We start from the raw sequence: 18,190 nt of genomic DNA, 5'->3' as shown, positions 1-18,190 counted from the left end.
CGTCGCCATAGCCACAGACCACAGCTACTTTGCCCGCCATCATCGTGTCGGTCGCACGGCGAATACCGTCAACCAGCGATTCCTTGCAGCCGTATTTGTTGTCGAACTTCGACTTCGTAACACTGTCATTCACGTTGATCGCGGGGAAAGGCAGTTGGCCATTCTTGTGCAGATCGTAAAGACGGTGCACGCCAGTTGTCGTTTCCTCTGACACGCCCTTGATCGCATCGCGTGTCTTGGTGAACCAACCGGGGCTTGCCGCCATCCGCTTGGCGATCTGCGCCTTGATCACGGCTTCTTCTTCGGATTGCGGGACAGGAATAATCTCTTCGCCCGCTTCGGCACGCGCACCCAGCAGAACGTAAAGGGTCGCATCGCCGCCATCATCAAGGATCATGTTGGGTCCTTCAGGGAACATGAAGGATTTATCAAGGTAATCCCAATGCTCTTCCAGAGACTGGCCCTTGATCGCGAAAACCGGCGTGCCGCCTGCCGCAATCGCCGCCGCTGCATGATCCTGGGTCGAGAAGATGTTGCAGGACGCCCAGCGCACATCTGCGCCGAGTGCTGTGAGTGTTTCAATCAGCACGGCGGTCTGGATCGTCATGTGCAAAGAGCCAACGATGCGCGCGCCTTTCAGCGGCTTCTTTTCTCCGAACTCTTCACGCAGTGCCATCAGGCCCGGCATTTCCGTTTCTGCGATGTCCAACTCTTTGCGGCCATATGCGGCGAGGCTGATATCCTTGACGATGTAATCTTGCATTGCTGCCTCCTGCGGCGCGTTTATCTGAATTATGGGGCTGATAGCAGGGCAAGGCTTGGCCGACAATGGTTGCGTTGTCGCGTCTTATGAGCCCGCAGGGTCCCGCTTCACCAAATGCCAATAGCCCACACTCCTTAATCGGACGTAACCTCTGGCAAAGAATGATGCGCAAGACCTGGTTTACCCCTGCGCCAAGCCAATTTATGTGTTGGTGAAAAGATCATGAACGGAGCGCAGATGCCCAAAGCACAACCCAGAGCATGGCAGCGGATGCTGTCTGGGCGCAGGCTTGATCTGCTTGATCCGACACCCGTGGATATCGAAATCGAGGATATCGCCCACGGACTTGCCTTTGTCGCCCGCTGGAATGGCCAGACGAAAGGTGATTTCGCCTATTCAGTCGCTGAACATTCCTTGCTCGTGACCGATATCTTTGCACGTCAGAACCCCAGTGCACCTGTGAAGTGGCATTTGGCAGCTTTGCTGCATGACGCACCGGAATATGTGATTGGCGATATGATCAGCCCCGTAAAGGCGGCTGTTGGACCGGGCTATGGCGCACTTGATGACAGGCTGACAGCGGCGATCCATCTGCGGTTCGGACTGCCTGCACAAATCCCTCTCGCAGTGAAAAAGCAGATCAAGAAGGCAGACAAGCTTTCGGCGTGGCTCGAAGCGATCCAGATTGCGGGTTTCACGCAGACAGAAGCAGACAAGTTTTTTGGCAAGCAAGACCCTGCCTTGATCAGGACCCTTGCAATCAAGCTGCGCGCACCGGTCGAAGTGCGCGATGACTACACCGCGCGATACCACGCCTTGTCCAAAACACTGTGATGGCGTGATCTCGCGATCCTCCGGCAGCCATTTTGCGGCCCCAAAGCAACGCTCCATTAACGAATCAGGGCGCATAACCCCAAGTATGCCGTCGCGGGGAGCGAGTTATGCAAACAATCAAAAGACAGGCCGCCCGCGCTTTGGCACGTCTTGCGCTGCGCAAGCCAGAGCGGTTGTGGCAGCATTATTGCTTTGCCCTGTTTCTGATCCTGTGTCTTGTCATCGCAACCCATCTCTTGAATCGCACGATCATCGAACGCGGACTCGCTGCCGCGGAAGGGATCAAGAAAAGCAACGAACAGGTGCTGATCGCCCAAGACATCGTCATGCGGGCAAGAGCACTAGACAGCCAAAATGCGCCAGACTTCAGCAAGTTTGAGAAGTCTGTCCAACAGATGGAAGCAATCCATCGGACTTTGATCACGTCAGAGATCCGCTCTATCGCGCTTCAGAACCACTACTTTGAAGGCAACGCATCTCTTCATGCAAATATCAGAAACTTTCTTATACTGGCAAAGCGTTTGCCAAAAATGGCCCCAGAGCTGCGGTTGGCAACGCGACTGCGACTGGAAGAAATCTATCATGACAGAGGGCTGCACGACGGGCTGCTGAAGGCCGCGACGCTGTTTGCACAACAGATGGAAACCGATGCCGCCTCCTTCAGAACGATGCAATTGTCGATCCTCGCTGCCTCGGGAATTGTTCTTTTGGCAGAGGCGGTCTTTATCTTTTGGCCCGCCCAGCGCGCAGTCCAATCAACAATTCGCAAGATGCAAGAACAGACGAGCGTGCTGCGCACGTCTCAGACTCAACTGCGGAGAATGAATGCGCAGCTCGAAAAGATCGTCAAACATGATCAACTGACCGGATTGCCCAATCGGGCATCATTGACCAGTTATCTGACTGACATTCTTGATGCCAAACGACCCAACGATTGGAGTCTTCTTCTTGTGGGTCTGGATGATTTCAAGTCAGTCAACGACATGATCGGCCACGATTATGGTGATGCCCTTCTTATTGCCGTGAGCCATGCCCTGCAAAGTTGTGTGGATTACGACAGTTTTGTCGCCCGCGTAGGTGGCGATGAATTCGTACTGATTTCAACAGAACCGACAGCTTTCCTTGTGCGCAGGGTTATGGACGCCCTAGACGAACCCTTCGCAATCAAGGGGCGGCGAATCCCGATCAATGCAAGCATTGGTCACTTGCATATCGGAAATGAAGTCAGCCAGCCGCTCAACATCGTCGCCGATGCGGAAATTGCGCTGCAGTTTGCAAAAAATGCCGGCGGAAACCGCGCACAGGCCTTTACCGAACATTTGCGCGATGATTTGCGCCTGATGCAAAAACTTCAACTGGAGCTTAGGGATGCCATTCTCAATGGTGAAATCGAGCCCTGGTTTCAGCCCCAGGTACGTCTTGTTGACGGGCGACTACACGGTGCCGAAGTCCTTGCGCGTTGGCGGCACCCAACACGCGGGCTACTCACGCCTGACTTGTTTCTGCCGGCCGCGGAACGCGCTGGTCTGATGGTTGACCTTGACCATTCTATCTGGAAATCCGCGATGAATTATGCGTGGCAGTGGCAGGATAGAAATATCTGGCGTCCATCAATCTCGCTCAATGCGGCACCCGACACCATTGCTGACCCGTACCTGCTCGAGCGTTTCCTGCTGACATTACAAAAATCCGGGCTTGAAGCCAATCAGGTGATCGTCGAAGTACTTGAAACCACGCTGATTAATGGCAAAGACGATATGGCTGCAATCAACATCGATAGCCTCGCAGAATGCGGCATTGCGCTGGAGCTTGACGATTTTGGCACTGGTTATGCGTCTCTGTCGAAATTGACTCAATTGCCAATTGCCGGCATCAAACTCGACCGCTCCTTGATTGCCCCACTCCCAGATCAGGCCGCCGATAGTGTCGTCCGCGCGATCCTTGCGCTTGCGACAGAACTTGGGCTGCATGTCGTTGCAGAGGGAGTTGAGCAGATCGAACAGGCAACGCACCTTAGCGAGCGCGGCTGTGGCTTTGGCCAAGGCTATGGATTCGGCAAGCCAATGCCACCCAAAGAATTTGGGGCTTGGCTTGCGGCCAATGCACAAAACACCTTGCAAGCAAGTCCGAAAATCGCCTGATCCGCCCAGCCCACTTGAGGATCAGCCTGACAAGCCGTATCTGGAACCCATAAGGCACGCAAAAAAGGGCATCCGATGGCAAACCACCTCTATCAGAATGATCTGCCGGACGGGCTCGACCTTGGGCCGGTTGTGGCAATTGACTGTGAAACGATGGGCCTGAACCCGCATCGCGACCGTTTGTGCCTCATCCAGATGTCCGCTGGCGATGGAGACTGTCACCTCGTTCAGGTCACGCCTGGTCAGACCAAAGCACCGAACCTCTGTGCGATGCTGGAAAACCCTGATGTCCTGAAACTCTTCCATTTTGGCCGGTTTGATATTGCTGCCCTTTTAAATGCCTTCGGCGCAATCACTGCACCTGTATACTGTACGAAAATCGCGTCCAAACTGGTCAGGACCTACACAGACCGTCATGGCCTCAAGGTCTTGCTGCAGGATATGCTGAATGTTGATATCTCAAAGCATCAGCAACAAAGTGACTGGGGGGCGCTAGAATTGACCCCTGCCCAGCTGGACTATGCGGCCTCTGACGTTCTTTATCTGCACCAGTTGAAGGAAAAATTTGATGTTCTGCTGGCCCGTGAAGGCCGGACAGCGCTCGCAGACTCCTGTTTCGAATTCCTGCCAACCCGCGCCAAGCTGGATCTGATAGGCTGGCCCGAAACAGACATCTTCGCGCACTGATGACAGATCACGCAAAATACCTGAATGCCGCGCGGCGAGTCATCACTCAAGAGGCCGCCGCGCTCTACGTGCTGTCAGAGCAACTTGGCGAGAGCTTTTCCCAAGCCGTCGAACTCTTGCTGAATGCCAAAGGCCGCGTGATCGTGAGCGGCATGGGCAAATCAGGGCATATTGCCCGCAAAATTGCTGCAACTTTTGCAAGCACAGGCACCCCTGCACACTTTGTTCACCCAGCCGAGGCGAGCCACGGCGATCTGGGGATGATGACGCGGGGCGATGTAGTCTTGGTCCTTTCAAATTCCGGCGAGACGCCCGAACTGGCGGACCTCGTTGCATATACCCGCCGCTTTGGCATCCCGATGATCGGGGTTGCAAGCAAACCCCAAAGCACACTGCTGCAAAGGGCGGACGTGAGTATTGTCTTGCCCGATCTGGGCGAAGCATGCGGCACCGGTGTTGTGCCGACCACCTCGACAACGATGACACTTGCCTTGGGGGACGCTTTGGCAGTGGCACTCATGGAAGTGCGCGATTTCACTCCTGAAAACTTTCGGGAATTCCACCCCGGCGGTAAGCTAGGGGCACGGCTTTCGAAGGTTTCTGACCTGATGCATACCGCTGCCGCTATACCTTTGGTTCACGCGGAGTCCCCGATGAGCGAAACACTGTTGGTAATCAGCCAAAAGGGGTTCGGTGTTGTCGGCGTGACTGATGACAAAAACTGCCTGATTGGAATTGTCACAGATGGTGATTTGCGTCGCCATATGACCGGTCTTTTGGAACACAGCGCAGGCGAGGTGATGACCGCGCGACCGGCAACAATCGGCCCGAATGCATTGGCCGAAGAAGCCGTAGCATTAATGAACGACCGGAAGATAACCTGCCTTTTTGCGGTCGACCCAGTTGGATCGGGCGAGGTTGCAGGTTTCCTGCACATCCATGATTGCTTGCGCGCGGGCATTGTTTAGGCGTGTCGGGCGCGGATAACCTCCACTCGCTACTGGTTGGCTGGGCCAAGATCATCCTGCCACTTTGCGCGCTCGCGCTTCTGTCGACCCTCTTTCTTTTTGCGCGGGGAACGAATGAACCTCCTGAAATAGCGCTTGCGGAGGTCGAAGAGATCGCACGTGAACAACGCATTTCAGCGCCAGAGTTCTCTGGGGTGACTGAGGACGGCGCAATCATGGTCATCTCGGCCAAGACGGCAAGGCCAGACGCGATCCACCCCGATACTGTGATGATGGACAGTATACAGATGAGGATGGACAATCCCGATGGAAGCCAGTTGGACGTGACGGCAATATCAGGTGAGTTTGACGGTCGTGCACGGATTGCCCGTTTCTCGGGGCTTGCCCGACTTGAAACTTCTACCGGATATCAGATGGAAACAAACGGTCTGATCGCAGAATTGGATACAGGTTTGGTCACGTCTGATGGCCTTTTGGAGATTCGGGCGCCATTTGGCCAACTCACGGCCGGGAATGTCACCTTTCAGGTTGCATCAGACCAGACCGCGCAGCACATTCTATTCACCAATGGGGTTCGCCTGCTATATATGCCTCAGACCCAATGACCAAGGATAGTGCCAAGATGTTCAAACAGATCGCATTTTGCGCGTCTTTGTACTTTGTCACGAGCGGAATCGCGGCGGCGCAAACCAATGTGAACCTGGGTGGGATCACCGTTGATACCTCGGCCGCAATCGAAGTGACTGCAGACAGCCTTTCGGTCGATCAGGAAACCGGAGAGGCCGTTTTTGAAGGTGGCGTCGTCATTTTGCAGGGTGATTTGCGGCTCACGGCAAGCCGCGTCGAGATTGTCTACGGCACATCCAACTCGCAGATTTCGCGCTTGCTTGCATCAGGCGGGGTGACATTTGTAACGGCCGAAGAGGCAGCAGAGGCTGAGCAGGCCGACTATGATGTCACCTCTGGCCTGCTGCTGCTCACAGGGGAAGTCTTACTGACCCAGGGCGCAAGTGCCATTTCGGCAGAGCAGATGACGATCAATGTTACCGATGGCACAGCAACAATGGACGGTCGCGTGCGCACTCTCCTGCAACAAGGCGACAACTGATGGCCGATGCACCACGCCTGACAGTGCAAGATGGCGATGTCGGCCTTCACGTGGTCAATTTGCGCAAGAGCTATCGCAAACGACCTGTCATTCGTGATGTGAGCATTGATCTGGGCCGTGGCGAGGTTGTCGCACTATTGGGGCCAAACGGATCCGGCAAGACAACTTGTTTCTATGCGATTGCGGGTCTCGTCATGCCGGAAGGCGGGCAAGTCATTATCGACGGACGTGATGTTACAACACTGCCTATGTATCGGCGCGCTCAGCTTGGGATCGGTTATCTGCCACAGGAAATGTCCATTTTTCGCGGCATGACCGTTGAAGACAATATCATGTCGATTCTCGAGATCGCAGTGTCTGACCGGCATCGACGCAGAGAGCGCCTTGAAGAACTGCTTTCTGAATTCTCGATAGAACATTTGCGCCGTGCGTCTGCTTTGGCACTTTCGGGTGGCGAACGGCGACGCGTGGAAATTGCACGCTGTCTTGCCGCTGGTCCCAAGTATGTCCTGCTTGACGAACCGTTTGCCGGCGTCGACCCTATTGCAGTCGGTGAAATCCGGCATCTTGTTGCAGATCTCAAGAACCGCGGGATCGGCGTACTGATCACTGATCACAACGTGCAAGAGACACTTCAAATCGTGGACCGTGCCTATATTCTGCACGATGGCAAAGTCTTGATGAGTGGCACTACGAAAGAAGTTGTCGCAGACGAGAATGTCCGCCGTGTTTACCTTGGTAACAACTTTCGCGTGAACTGATTCTTTTTGGGGCGCAAGCGACTACTCATTGACAAGACGATGGGATTCATCGCCAAATACCTTTGATGACAAAGCCGTTTTCTTTCCCTGCTTTCTTGCCGGCTCGACGCCGGGGGATGTGGATAGGCTTAGGAAAATCCGGGTGTTATCGTGATCCACTCTATTGATGTGCATATGGTTTAGCGGCTCCTAGAGCCCCCCGAATGGCACGTCTGCCACTAAAAAAGGAGCTACGATGCGTTACCAAATCAGCGGAAAGCAGATCGACATTGGCGAAGCCCTCCAGACACATGTGAAGACTGAGTTGAGCGAAATCCTCAGCAAGTATGCCGGACGACCCACCGAAGCATATGTGGTTTTTTCAAAGTCCGCGCACGAGTTTTCATGCGAAGCGGTTGTGCATCTGTCGACAGGGCTTACCGCGCAGGCGACAGGCAAGGCGACTGAAATTTACGCAGCTTTCGACGCAAGTTCCGAAAAAATGGATAAACAGTTGCGGCGCTACAAGCGCCGACTGAAGGACCATCATAAGGAAAGATCACAGCCAGTTGAACTTTCGGATGCGGGATCATATATCCTCGAATCAAGGGAAGAGTCCGAAGAGACCGAACAAGACTCGGTGAACGCGATGATTGTCGCAGAGATGGAGACGAAGATCCCATCGCTGTCAGTCGGTGAAGCGGTGATGCAAATGGAAATCTCGAGTGCGCCGGTTCTGGTTTTCCGGAACGAGAAGCACAAGGGAATAAATGTCGTCTATCGGCGTGACGACGGAAACATTGGCTGGATCGACCCACGCACATCGGGTTAAGTCGGCAAACTTGGTAAGAGATACGATTAATGCAGATTGGCACTATCCTTCAGCCCAATGCCGTGAAGTCTATTTCGTCATGCACAAGCAAAAAGCGTCTCTTCCATGATCTGGGCGAGTTGGCTGAGGCGAGCCATGGCTTGAAATCGACGACCGTGATCGAGGCCTTGCTTGAACGCGAAGGGCTTGGCCCGACCGGGGTCGGACAAGGAATAGCGCTGCCTCATGCACGGATTGCAAATATTGATCAGGTCATCGGGTTATTCCTGCGTTTGGAAAAACCGTTGAATTTCGACGCGGTTGATCGCCAACCTGTTGATCTTGTCTTCGCACTGATCGCGCCAGAGCATGCGGGTGTCGACCACCTCAAGGCGTTGGCGCTGGTTTCGCGCACGTTGCGTGATCCTGCGACCTGCGCCAAACTGCGCGCGAACAGTGACCCAAGCACTTTACATACGATCCTGACAGAAGTGCAGGCTTCGCAAGCAGCCTAGGCCCAATCCTCAAAGCCAAAGGTCAGATAGTCACGCGCATAGGCTTCACGGGCGGCAGTTTCGATAGCTTCGTCATAGATCGCATCAAGTCGCCACTGCATCCCGTGCTTTGTGTTGCCAATCGATTGTGCGTCCTTGCCGACCTGAACTGCCAATGCTGGCAAATCTTGGGCCAGAGTCTCCTCGCGCAGGATCGCGTCAGGCAGGCCAAACTGCGCAATCCCCTGCAAGAGCGTCAATTGGCTGGCCCAAGCCGGATCAACGCGGATACTGGTTTGTCCCGCCAGGTTGTTTTTGAGGAACTTCAGGAAACCCAGGAAACCAGCCTTGTGCGCAGCAGAATCGAATGCATGCGGATCATCACGACCAGGCGCTTGTTCAGGAATGGGCAATCCGTGAACTTTCCGCAGGTTCGCCCTGATCTCGGGAAAGCTGCCAGGGCCGTCGTAAAGAATGTGGTCGCAAAACGCTGCATGGGCGCGGGCAACGGGGTGGCGCAAAACCGCAAAGCGGCGATGCGGTTTGTGTGTTTCCTGCCAGTTCCGCAGAGACTTTTGCGAGAACTGCGTCAGCAAAGCATCTGTCGTCGCTTGATCCACATCCGCCAGCCATTTTTGCACAGCCGCGTCAGGACCGGATCGGAGCGGAATATACAAAAGCCCTGCCTCGGGTGCCGCGACATATGTTGGAATTGCCGGGCCTCTTGTGGGTTCGAAATGCGGCGTGCGCCCCAGATCAAACCGGTCAAGCCGTGCAACGGCAGCAACCATTTCATCATAATTGCTGACTTTTTGATCCATCGGTTCCGGGTTTTGCTTTTTCAACTTCTTGTTGATGTTGGGCAACTGGCCCGGGACACCAAGAAACTGCGCCAAACCATTGATCACTTCGACATCGCGCAGATCTTCATACCGTAGATAGAACGCGGTTTGGCCCGTCGTTTGAAGTGTGCGTTGAATACGAGTTTGAAAAGCTTGGATCGCTTCGAGGTGGGCTTCAAAGTCCGATGGGCTGAAACAGATCGGGACGGATTTGGCATGGGTTGCATTCGTCAATTTCCACTGGCCCGTCGCTTGCGCGATCTTCCAGCTGACAAAACTGTCCAAAGGATTGCGGGTCAGGATGACCTTGGCACACCGCGGATCATCCAGACAGGTCCCAAGCACGCGCGGATCGTGGTCGTGGAAGAAACGAAACCCGCCTAGCGTATCGCTTGCCTTGATCAGCGCGAGCAAGGCATGCGGGTCTTTTTCACGGTCTTCGCGGCTCATGCCAAGCAGCGCATCCGTTTTGGGGTAGCCTATGAAAGACGGATTGAATGCCTCGCCATGACAGGAAAGCCCCTCAAGCAAGTTAAGGTTTGCCTCAAGGAAATTGGAACCTGTTCGCATCTCTGCCAGCAAAATGAAATAGTCGAACTTCTTCATTTTTGACTGATCACATAGGGTTTCCGGCGTTGTGGAGATGATGATTTACCTGTGTTCCCCACAGTGATGTTTCCCGTCAAGAACGGGTGCATCCCCTGATTTTTCAGGTCTTGCAGAAAGTCGGGGAACCCCTTCAAATCCGCCATCTTTGGGACTTCGGTCAATGCGTTGCCCTTGTGGCCAGCAATCTCGTCAATGATGCTCTGGAGCATTTCCATCGGGGCCTCGATAAACTCTGCCAGGGTCGTGATCTTGATCCGGGCATAGGCTTGGGGCGAACGCAGTCTCTTGAGAAACAAATCCTCGATCCGCTGCAATCTTGCCGCTTCTGCGCGCACGTCGCTTGCCGAGCGGCCAGAGGCGAAAAGCGGAATGGACCACGCACCTGACACGACCCAGATGCTTGCTTGCGTATCCTTGGCCAGGGTCCATCTGATGTCCTGGCTGTCAGACGGGCCAAACTGAAAGCAGTGATAGTCATCACGGCCATTCCAGATCAGGTTCGTCAGAAACATCTTGGCATTGTAATCTCTCAGCCGCGCACTGTCGGAAAGGCCACCACGATAAGTTGTGCTTTCATCGGCAAAATGTACCCTGTCCCTTGCAAAAAGATGCCCGTGAACTTGTGCGCCCGTCTGTTTGGTCAGCCAAGACTGAAAATCCGGGAAGACATCATCAAGGCCGTGCAGCACAGCATAGGGCGCTGCGGCAATGCAATTCTGCCGGTCCGTGCTGGGAAACCGGCTTTGCATAAACAGCCCCTGCCGTCCGCGCGTCCTGCGCTCTACAGCCTGGGAAAACACCCGGTCGATGGTGCTCGAGTTAGGCTCTTGCGAGGCAATACTTGGGTCACTCGGGCGCGGAAACACCTGATAGAGCAGGTTCGCATCATGCCAGATTTTGCGCGCAACAAAACAATGCGAGCGCTGCAAAAGCTCCAGATGGTCATCAAAGAAAATATGCGGTTTGCCTTGAAAATCGAACTTGGCCAAGGTGAGTGAGCGGCTTTCGATCTTTCGGGAATGGAGCCGCGCAAGTGTCTGGTAATAGCTTTCGTCGGGAATCCAGACCCTGCGAAAATACTTTTCATAGGTCGCACGATTCGGATCCTGCAGGATGGCATCCAGTGTCTGCCGCGTGAGGCACCACCATTGTGACCCCATATGCGGGACAAGGCCGTCAGGGATCGCTCGTTTGTAGCCCACCGCTTGCTGCAACTGGACAAACCGATCAAACAGACGCCGGTGCTTTTTCCAAGCAAAGGGAAAATGCAGCGTAAATCTTTCACGGTCCAGGCCACCAACCGTCCAAGGAACATCGGCCGTTGTAGCGCTTTCGATGAAATCCGTATCAGGTCGCGCTTCAAGATATGCGCGCAGTTCCTGCACTGGCCGAAGCGGCAAACAGGCACCAGAGGCAAGATAAACATGCTGGACCTGCGCGAACTCTTCCAACAGAAGGGTCGTCGCCTCTTGGGAGGCGGCAACAAGCCCCCAAGTACCCCACTCGCAGCGATGACGCGCGCAAAAGCGCACATCGGACAAGTCTGCCAAGGATTGCACAAATTGATCGTAAGCCTTTTTGCCTACATTGCTATCAACATGTACCACCACCGGACACCCGGCATCGCTCCAATGACGGACCATCTGTGCCGCCCGATCAAAACCGGTGTGCACCAGCATGACAACACCAAGGGTCATGCCCAGTTCCCCTTGGACATGAGCCCCAGAATTTCCAGTTGCCGCCAGTTGATGTATTGTTCACTCCATTGGCACCAAAGGTCAGGGTCTGTGCCGTGACGCTCTGCATAGGTCTTGTATTCGCGCCCTGCATTGTAATGTTCACCGCGTGCTGCCTCTTCGACAACGCGGTCTTCGAAGGTATTGAGAAACTTGGCGTGCAGCAAAATGCCAGAGGTCTTTTCGCCACCTTGCTGATCGTAGACAAGGTTCAAGCCGCGCGGCAGCATCATATGGGTCGAACTGACGTAGGCGTAAGGCTTGCGCCACTTCACAAAGGGAATTTTATTCAGGGCAGGCGCCTGTTTCGGCTTGCTGGCAAAGAAGGTGCGGGCCCGCGGGCCACCCTGAATCCAGAGGTTATTCAACAGCTTGTTCTTGGACATGATATAGTTGCCGGGATCAAACCAGTTGGCCGCTTCAAATGGATCAGACCCACGCTGGTAATGCGCCTGCCCGACAGGACCCTTTGGATACATATCCAGAAGCATCGCACCAAATGATCTGACTTGCGATGCATCCAGCCAGTCTGCCAGCGCACGAATGGGCCGAGTGTCACAGAACGGGTAAACGAAGAATTCATCCACATCGACGGTGAGCGCCCAGTGCCCATCTGCATATTTCCCTTGCAGGTAGGTCAGCCAATCAACGCCATATCGCGCTTCGCCATATGCGCCCTTGGTCTTCCAAAGCGAGACATCAGGCTGTTCCTTTACAAAGTCATGCCCGCCGTCATCGCTATCGTTATCAACCAGCAGGAAATGATTGATGCCCAGCTTGCGGTAGTAGTCCAGGAAAAAGGGCAGCCGAACGTCTTCGTTGCGAAAGGTACAGAAAAGCAAAATGTCATCACTGGCAATCTGCTTGGTCCTGTCGGCGACTGGCACGAGTTGACGGCTCTTGTAGAGCGCACGAAGCCGCCAGTGCTTGCGCTGCCATCTAAGCCGATATGATGTCCAGATCCCCAAGGTTTTCAGTGCCTTCGTCCATGCTTTGGTTGATACATATCAGACCCAACCGCCTTTTGACATCAACCCCAATTTTACCAGCTGCTCCGTGCTCTGATAGCGGCAGGATCCTTGGTGCCAAAGAACAGGGTTCTGGCTAAGTTTCTGATGATACGCCGTATATAGTGAAGAATTCTCAAAGTGCTGGCGGCGCACCATCTCTTCTTTGGTCTTTGACCCGATCATCGGCAGAAACTTGGTGTGCAGCAAGACACCGCTCGCTTTGGTGCCTGCCTCTAGATCAAAGACATCATGCAAGCGCGTGGGCAAGGCTTGATGGGTCGAACTGACATAGGCATACCGCCAATGCCACTTGACCAAAGGGGTCTTGTTCAGCGTCGGCGCGCGACCGGGGTCTTGGGCAAAAAATACTCTTTCGCGGACACCGCCCTGGATCCAAAGATTGCCATAGTAGTGGTGCCAGCGATGGCGATAGTTGTCGGCGTCAAACCATGCGAGCACGTCGCGCGGATCATCGCCAGGTTCGTATTTCACGTCTTCCAGCGCGCCTTTTGGATAAAGGTCAAGCATGATGGCCCCAAAAGAGGGACAGCCTTGCTCGTCCAGCCATGTCGTCAACACCTTCAGGTCGCGCGTTTCACATTCGGGATAGACCAGCAATTCATCGGCATCGACAGTCAAACACCAGTGACCGCTGCCATATCGCCATAAAAGCCATCCCAACCAGTCCATTCCAAACCGAGCGAGCCGATAGCTATGCGCCGTCGTCCAAACCGAAACATCAGGTTGGTCGGCAAGATAGGCCGCCGTCCCATCATCACTCCCATTGTCGACAAACAAGAAGTGATCCACGCCCAGCTTGCGATAGTGCGCAAGAAAGTATGGCAGGCGCTCTACCTCATTCCGGACGGTCACAAAGGCAAGAATTGCGGTCTTGCCAATCCCGCCAGTGCGATCGACTTTCACGCTGATTTGCTTGCGTTTGCGCCAGATCCGAAAAAGGAACCGCCGCCGTTTCCAGCGTAAACGGTAGGCGAGCCAAAGGCTGCGCACCCTTTTTCCGCCAGAAACAGGCATCATCTTTGGCCTTTATTGTGCGGCTTGCCTGACTGCATGCATTTCAGCAAGAAAGTCTGCAAACTCTTCACGCAATTCATCGCGCGCAAGGGCAAAGGCAACTGTTGCCTGCAAGAACCCAGCCTTTGAACCGCAATCATAGCGCTGCCCGGTGAAGCGATAGCCAAACACATCGCGCCCTGTCCGGATTTCTTCTGCGATCGCGTCGGTCAACTGGATTTCACCGCCCGCGCCACGTTCGATCGTGTCCAGATTGGCCAAGACTTGTGGGGTCAGGATATAGCGCCCGATCACCGCCAGATTGGAAGGGGCCGTGCCGGGTGCCGGCTTTTCAACCATACCCTTGACCGAAACAATTGGCCCATCTTGGCTCTTGATATCCAACACACCGTATGAAGATGTTTGCGCCGGAGAAACTTCCATCGTGGCAACCATGGCGCCGCCGGTCTCTTGGTAGGCTTCGACCATTTGCTGCAAGCACGGGGTTTCACCCGCAATTACATCGTCGGGCAAGATGACGGCGAAGGGTTCATCGCCGATCAATTTGCGCGCGCACGACACCGCATGACCAAGGCCCAGCGCTTTGTGTTGCCGCAGATAGGCAATCGTTCCGCTTTCCATATTGGTGCTGCGCAAAATTTTGAGCAGTTCCGTCTTGCCGGACGCTTCGAGTGCAGCCTCAAGGTCGGGCGCACAGTCGAAATAGTCCTCCAAAGCGGACTTACCGCGAGAGGTCACAAAGATGAAATCCTCGATACCAGCAGCCCGCGCCTCATCAATCGCGTATTGGATCAATGGCCGGTCAACCAGCGTCATAATCTCTTTCGGGACCGACTTTGTCGCAGGCAAGAAACGCGTCCCCAGTCCTGCGACAGGAAAGATTGCCTTTGAAACTTTTCTATTCATAACTTAGCCCCTTTTTACTCATGATGTTCAGATGTAATGAGCCAACACGGCGACAATAAGACAAAATGAGCAAATACTGTAGCCCCCCAGCAAATTTAGCTCCGCTTTATCGGTTATTGGCCTATGGATGCTGCATATCTTTCAGCATTGCCTCAATGCGCGGCACATCTTCAGGGTTGTTCAATTCCCAAAACTGCCGGCCCTTGGCCGCGACCTCTACGCAGAGCATCGGCACACCTCGCTCGAGGAAGCGCAACTGCTCGAGCCCTTCAAGTTGCTCCAGAGGTCCTGATTGCCACTGCGGATAGGCCATCAGCGCCTCTGGACGGTAAGCATAGACACCGACATGATGAAAGACGGGGGTGTCATCCTGATCACTGAAAACCTTGCCAGTGTAGGGAATAACCTCTTTCGAGAAGTAAAGTGCATTGTGATCTGCCCCAAAGACTGCCGTTGTGCCCCCGACACGCCCCTCGCGGCGATCCTGCAGAAGTCCGTTAAGCGCGCGCCCTTCGGTGCGCAAAACCGGTGTCGCGACCTGCGCGTTCGGATGATCGCGTAGACCCTGCACAAGGTCTTCAACAAACCACGCTGGCGTCAGCGGTGCATCACCTTGTAAATTAACGATAATATCGTATTTTTGGTCAAGCTTGTCGAGCGTTTCGGCGCAGCGCTCTGTGCCATTCTGGCAAGTGGTCGATGTCAGTATAACCTCTGCGCCAAAGCCGGTTGCAACCTCACAAATCCTGTCATCATCGGTGGCGACCACGACCCGATCAATGCCTTGCACAGCGCAGGCTGCGTCCCAAGAACGGCGGATCAGGCTCTTGGCCTCTCCCGTCGCGCCACGCAGTTCGACCAAAGGTTTTCCGGGATAGCGGGTAGAGGCGTAGCGGGCGGGAATGACGATAAGAACAGACATCAGGCTTTCTCCAACGCAACTCCGGGGGCATGTGCAATGAAAAACGGGTTCTCAAAACCCGGTTTGCCATATGTCAGAGGACTGTGATCCTCGAAGCGGACAACATGGCCGCCCGCACCGCGCAACACAGCATCGCCTGCGGCGGTATCCCACTCCATGGTGCGGCCCAATCGCGGATAGATGTCCGCCTCTCCCGTTGCGACAAGGCAGAACTTCAGCGAAGATCCGGCGCTCTTCATGTCGGCTACGGCGTATCTGTTGATGTAGTCATCTGTTGCCTGATCGCGGTGGGACTTGGAGGCAACCACCATCAGTGCGCTGTTATCGGGAGAAGACACAGTGATGGTCTGCGTGGGTCCTGTCTGTTCTTTTGCAAATGGTCCCGTCTCTTCGACCGCCCGACCTTCGGAGTCTGTGTAGAAAAGTCTTTTCCTGGCAGGGGCATAGACAATGCCGCGCAAAGGTATCCCGTCTTCGACATAAGCAATGTTGACGGTAAAATCGCCGCGCCGGTTGATGAACTCTTTTGTCCCATCCAATGGATCAACGATCAGGAATGTGCTGGATGATTGTAAATGAGATTCCGCCTGCTCTTCGGTCACAAGCGGGACACCCGGAAAGGCCGCGCGCAAGCCCGCACTAATAATGGCATCTGCCGCTTCGTCCGCGACTGTTACAGGGCTTTCATCGCTCTTGGAGCGTACTTCGAAGTCATCCGCCGCATAGATTTCCATGATCTTGTCACCAGCCAGCAGCGCAAGGTCACGCATCACAAGAGCGAGTCGCTTATGGTCCACGGCCATGTCCTTTCACTCAAAATCGGGCGTTGTCCCGCTTATGGTGTTTCATCAAACGATCAGCAAGGTTATCGTGCAAAGATAAATGACCCGCCAGACCAAAGCTTTTGGCACCAAAAATCAGGCAAAGCATGTTCCAAACCCCTGTCTATCGAACGCGAACAAGTGGCCTTTTGGGCATGCTCGAGGTGACTTATCACACGATCGTCCGCAGTGCACGGGGCGGACACCGCAATGCGGTGATCGGCATGGTCCTCAATATGGTCCAAGGTCTGACAATGGTTGTCGCGTTTCTGATCTTCTTTCAGATTCTCGGACTTCGTAGTTCACCCATTCGCGGCGATATGATGCTCTTTATCATGAGCGGGGTTTTCGTCTATATGACGCATATCAAGGCATTGAGCGCCGTGATGAGTGCAGCGGGGCCGACATCGTCCATGATGCTGCACCGGCCCATGAACACGATTGTCGCAATTCTAGCGGCGGCGGTGTCAACGCTTTATTCCCAGTTCATCACGCTCTTGGTCATCCTTTCGATCTATCACATCGGATTCAATCCGATCACAATCCATGATCCGATCGCTGCCATGGGTTTATTCCTGCTAGCATGGTTTTCCGGCTGCGCAGTGGGGATGATATTCTTGGCACTTAAGCCTTGGTTCCCAAGGTTCACTGGAATCGCCAAGACGATCTATACCCGCGTCAATATGATCGCCTCGGGCAAGATGTTTGTCGTCAATACGCTCCCTGCGTCCACGATGGCCATGTTCGACTGGAACCCGCTTTTTCATAATATCGACCAGATGCGCGGGGCAGTATTCCTGCATTACAATCCACAGTTCACCAACATCAGCTATCCGATCTACCTGTCGCTGGCTTTGATCATGATCGGACTTATGGGCGAGTTTTTTGCCAGAAAGCATGTCTCGATCAGCTGGTTTGCCGGGCGCTAGCACGTCATCTTCACTGCCAGCCCCCAGAATCCATTCAATTAAGCATTTTGCTGCATCGCCCGAGGTTGCAGGCGCTAGCGCTGAACCCTATATACGCCAAGATCAAAGTTCATCGACACTCTCATGAACTGACTCGTGAAACTGGCGCGGGTGCCTAAAATGGGTTCGCGCTGCTCAAACCGCCTAAAGTAGAGGGATTTGAAAAATGGCTAAAGTTATTGGTATCGACCTGGGAACGACCAACTCCTGTATCGCCATCATGGATGGCTCTAAACCCCGCGTGATCGAAAACGCCGAAGGTGCGCGCACAACGCCATCTATCGTCGCATTCACCGACGACGAACGTCTTGTCGGTCAGCCCGCCAAGCGGCAGGCGGTCACCAACCCTGAAAACACAATCTTTGCTGTAAAGCGTCTGATCGGTCGCCGGTTCGATGACAAAGACCTTGCCAAAGAGAAAAAGAACATGCCGTTCGAGATCGTCAATGGCGGCAACGGCGACGCATGGGTCGAAGCCAAGGGTGAGAAATACTCGCCAAGCCAGATCTCTGCCTTCATCCTTGGCAAGATGAAAGAAACCGCCGAGACCTACCTCGGCGAAGAAGTGACACAAGCGGTCATCACCGTGCCTGCCTACTTCAACGACGCCCAGCGTCAGGCTACCAAAGACGCAGGCAAGATTGCCGGCCTCGAAGTGCTGCGCATCATCAACGAGCCGACAGCGGCAGCGCTGGCGTATGGCCTCGACAAGAAAGACAGCAAGACCATCGCGGTCTATGACCTTGGCGGCGGTACATTCGACGTCACGATCCTTGAAATCGACGATGGCCTGTT

At 54.4% G+C, this 18,190-nt stretch carries 19 protein-coding genes; 11 read left to right on the top strand and 8 right to left on the bottom strand.

The window, feature by feature from the left end; translation table 11 throughout:
• On the bottom strand, positions 1–763 hold a 763-nt coding region (locus tag NWQ23_RS05295; RefSeq protein WP_306165212.1), incomplete at its 3' end, for an adenosylhomocysteinase.
• A 237-nt stretch (positions 764–1,000) separates the two neighbouring features.
• Here NWQ23_RS05295 and NWQ23_RS05290 point away from each other — a divergent pair.
• The 9 genes from NWQ23_RS05290 to NWQ23_RS05250 all read left to right on the top strand — a co-directional run bounded on the left by NWQ23_RS05290 (position 1,001) and on the right by NWQ23_RS05250 (position 8,567).
• The gene (locus NWQ23_RS05290) at positions 1,001–1,597 is read left to right on the top strand and encodes an HD family hydrolase (protein ID WP_306165211.1); all 597 of its coding nucleotides are present in this window, start codon (positions 1,001–1,003) and stop codon (positions 1,595–1,597) included.
• Positions 1,598–1,833: 236 nt separating this feature from the next.
• The gene (locus tag NWQ23_RS05285; protein WP_306165210.1) at positions 1,834–3,738 is read left to right on the top strand and encodes a bifunctional diguanylate cyclase/phosphodiesterase; all 1,905 of its coding nucleotides are present in this window, start codon (positions 1,834–1,836) and stop codon (positions 3,736–3,738) included.
• 75 nt (positions 3,739–3,813) lie between these two features.
• On the top strand, positions 3,814–4,425 hold the full coding sequence (locus NWQ23_RS05280; protein ID WP_306165209.1) for a ribonuclease D: 612 nt from the start codon (positions 3,814–3,816) through the stop codon (positions 4,423–4,425).
• Positions 4,425–5,393, top strand: coding sequence for an SIS domain-containing protein (locus NWQ23_RS05275; protein WP_306165208.1), 969 nt, complete (start codon positions 4,425–4,427; stop codon positions 5,391–5,393). The genes NWQ23_RS05280 and NWQ23_RS05275 overlap by 1 nt, the downstream gene beginning before the upstream one ends.
• 2 nt (positions 5,394–5,395) lie before the next feature.
• A complete protein-coding gene (locus NWQ23_RS05270) occupies positions 5,396–5,998 on the top strand; it encodes a hypothetical protein (RefSeq protein ID WP_306165207.1) in 603 nt (200 codons plus the stop codon).
• A 17-nt stretch (positions 5,999–6,015) separates the two neighbouring features.
• Complete coding sequence (locus tag NWQ23_RS05265) at positions 6,016–6,501, top strand: LptA/OstA family protein (protein WP_306165206.1); 486 nt, start codon at positions 6,016–6,018, stop codon at positions 6,499–6,501.
• Complete coding sequence (gene lptB, locus NWQ23_RS05260; protein ID WP_306165205.1) at positions 6,501–7,262, top strand: LPS export ABC transporter ATP-binding protein; 762 nt, start codon at positions 6,501–6,503, stop codon at positions 7,260–7,262. The genes NWQ23_RS05265 and lptB overlap by 1 nt, the downstream gene beginning before the upstream one ends.
• A gap of 235 nt (positions 7,263–7,497) precedes the next feature.
• Entirely contained in the window at positions 7,498–8,073 is a 576-nt protein-coding gene (hpf, locus tag NWQ23_RS05255) for a ribosome hibernation-promoting factor, HPF/YfiA family (RefSeq protein ID WP_306165204.1), read from the top strand.
• 29 nt (positions 8,074–8,102) lie between these two features.
• Positions 8,103–8,567, top strand: coding sequence for a PTS sugar transporter subunit IIA (locus NWQ23_RS05250; protein ID WP_306165203.1), 465 nt, complete (start codon positions 8,103–8,105; stop codon positions 8,565–8,567).
• Here the strand turns inward: NWQ23_RS05250 and NWQ23_RS05245 are convergent.
• The 7 genes from NWQ23_RS05245 to cysQ all read right to left on the bottom strand — a co-directional run bounded on the left by NWQ23_RS05245 (position 8,564) and on the right by cysQ (position 16,376).
• Positions 8,564–9,994 carry a sulfotransferase family 2 domain-containing protein gene (locus NWQ23_RS05245; protein ID WP_306165202.1) on the bottom strand — a complete coding sequence of 477 codons (1,431 nt, stop codon included), beginning with the start codon at positions 9,992–9,994 and terminating at the stop codon, positions 8,564–8,566. The two genes, NWQ23_RS05250 and NWQ23_RS05245, sit on opposite strands and share 4 nt — an antisense overlap.
• Complete coding sequence (locus NWQ23_RS05240; RefSeq protein WP_306165201.1) at positions 9,991–11,694, bottom strand: beta-1,6-N-acetylglucosaminyltransferase; 1,704 nt, start codon at positions 11,692–11,694, stop codon at positions 9,991–9,993. Before NWQ23_RS05240 ends, NWQ23_RS05245 begins: the two co-directional genes overlap by 4 nt.
• Positions 11,691–12,701 carry a glycosyltransferase family 2 protein gene (locus NWQ23_RS05235; protein WP_306165200.1) on the bottom strand — a complete coding sequence of 337 codons (1,011 nt, stop codon included), beginning with the start codon at positions 12,699–12,701 and terminating at the stop codon, positions 11,691–11,693. Before NWQ23_RS05235 ends, NWQ23_RS05240 begins: the two co-directional genes overlap by 4 nt.
• A 39-nt stretch (positions 12,702–12,740) precedes the next feature.
• A complete protein-coding gene (locus NWQ23_RS05230; protein WP_306165199.1) occupies positions 12,741–13,781 on the bottom strand; it encodes a glycosyltransferase family 2 protein in 1,041 nt (346 codons plus the stop codon).
• 9 nt (positions 13,782–13,790) lie between these two features.
• A complete protein-coding gene (gene galU / locus NWQ23_RS05225; RefSeq protein WP_306165198.1) occupies positions 13,791–14,684 on the bottom strand; it encodes a UTP--glucose-1-phosphate uridylyltransferase GalU in 894 nt (297 codons plus the stop codon).
• A gap of 121 nt (positions 14,685–14,805) precedes the next feature.
• Positions 14,806–15,606 (bottom strand): 3-deoxy-manno-octulosonate cytidylyltransferase, encoded by an 801-nt coding sequence (locus NWQ23_RS05220; RefSeq protein ID WP_306165197.1) that lies wholly within the window; start codon positions 15,604–15,606, stop codon positions 14,806–14,808.
• Positions 15,606–16,376: a 3'(2'),5'-bisphosphate nucleotidase CysQ gene (gene cysQ, locus NWQ23_RS05215; RefSeq protein ID WP_372340110.1), complete on the bottom strand. Its 771-nt coding sequence runs from the start codon at positions 16,374–16,376 to the stop codon at positions 15,606–15,608. Before cysQ ends, NWQ23_RS05220 begins: the two co-directional genes overlap by 1 nt.
• A gap of 158 nt (positions 16,377–16,534) precedes the next feature.
• Between cysQ and NWQ23_RS05210 the strand changes: the two genes are divergently transcribed.
• The gene (locus NWQ23_RS05210; RefSeq protein ID WP_306165195.1) at positions 16,535–17,356 is read left to right on the top strand and encodes an ABC transporter permease; all 822 of its coding nucleotides are present in this window, start codon (positions 16,535–16,537) and stop codon (positions 17,354–17,356) included.
• A 205-nt stretch (positions 17,357–17,561) separates the two neighbouring features.
• Positions 17,562–18,190 (top strand): Hsp70 family protein (locus NWQ23_RS05205; protein WP_306165194.1); only part of this gene is annotated, 629 nt, incomplete at its 3' end.

The organism is Yoonia sp., assembly GCF_030731595.1.
Lineage (GTDB): Bacteria > Pseudomonadota > Alphaproteobacteria > Rhodobacterales > Rhodobacteraceae > Yoonia.
The sequence above is the reverse complement of the archived record's forward strand: the minus strand, read 5'-3'. Positions and strand labels throughout refer to the sequence as shown.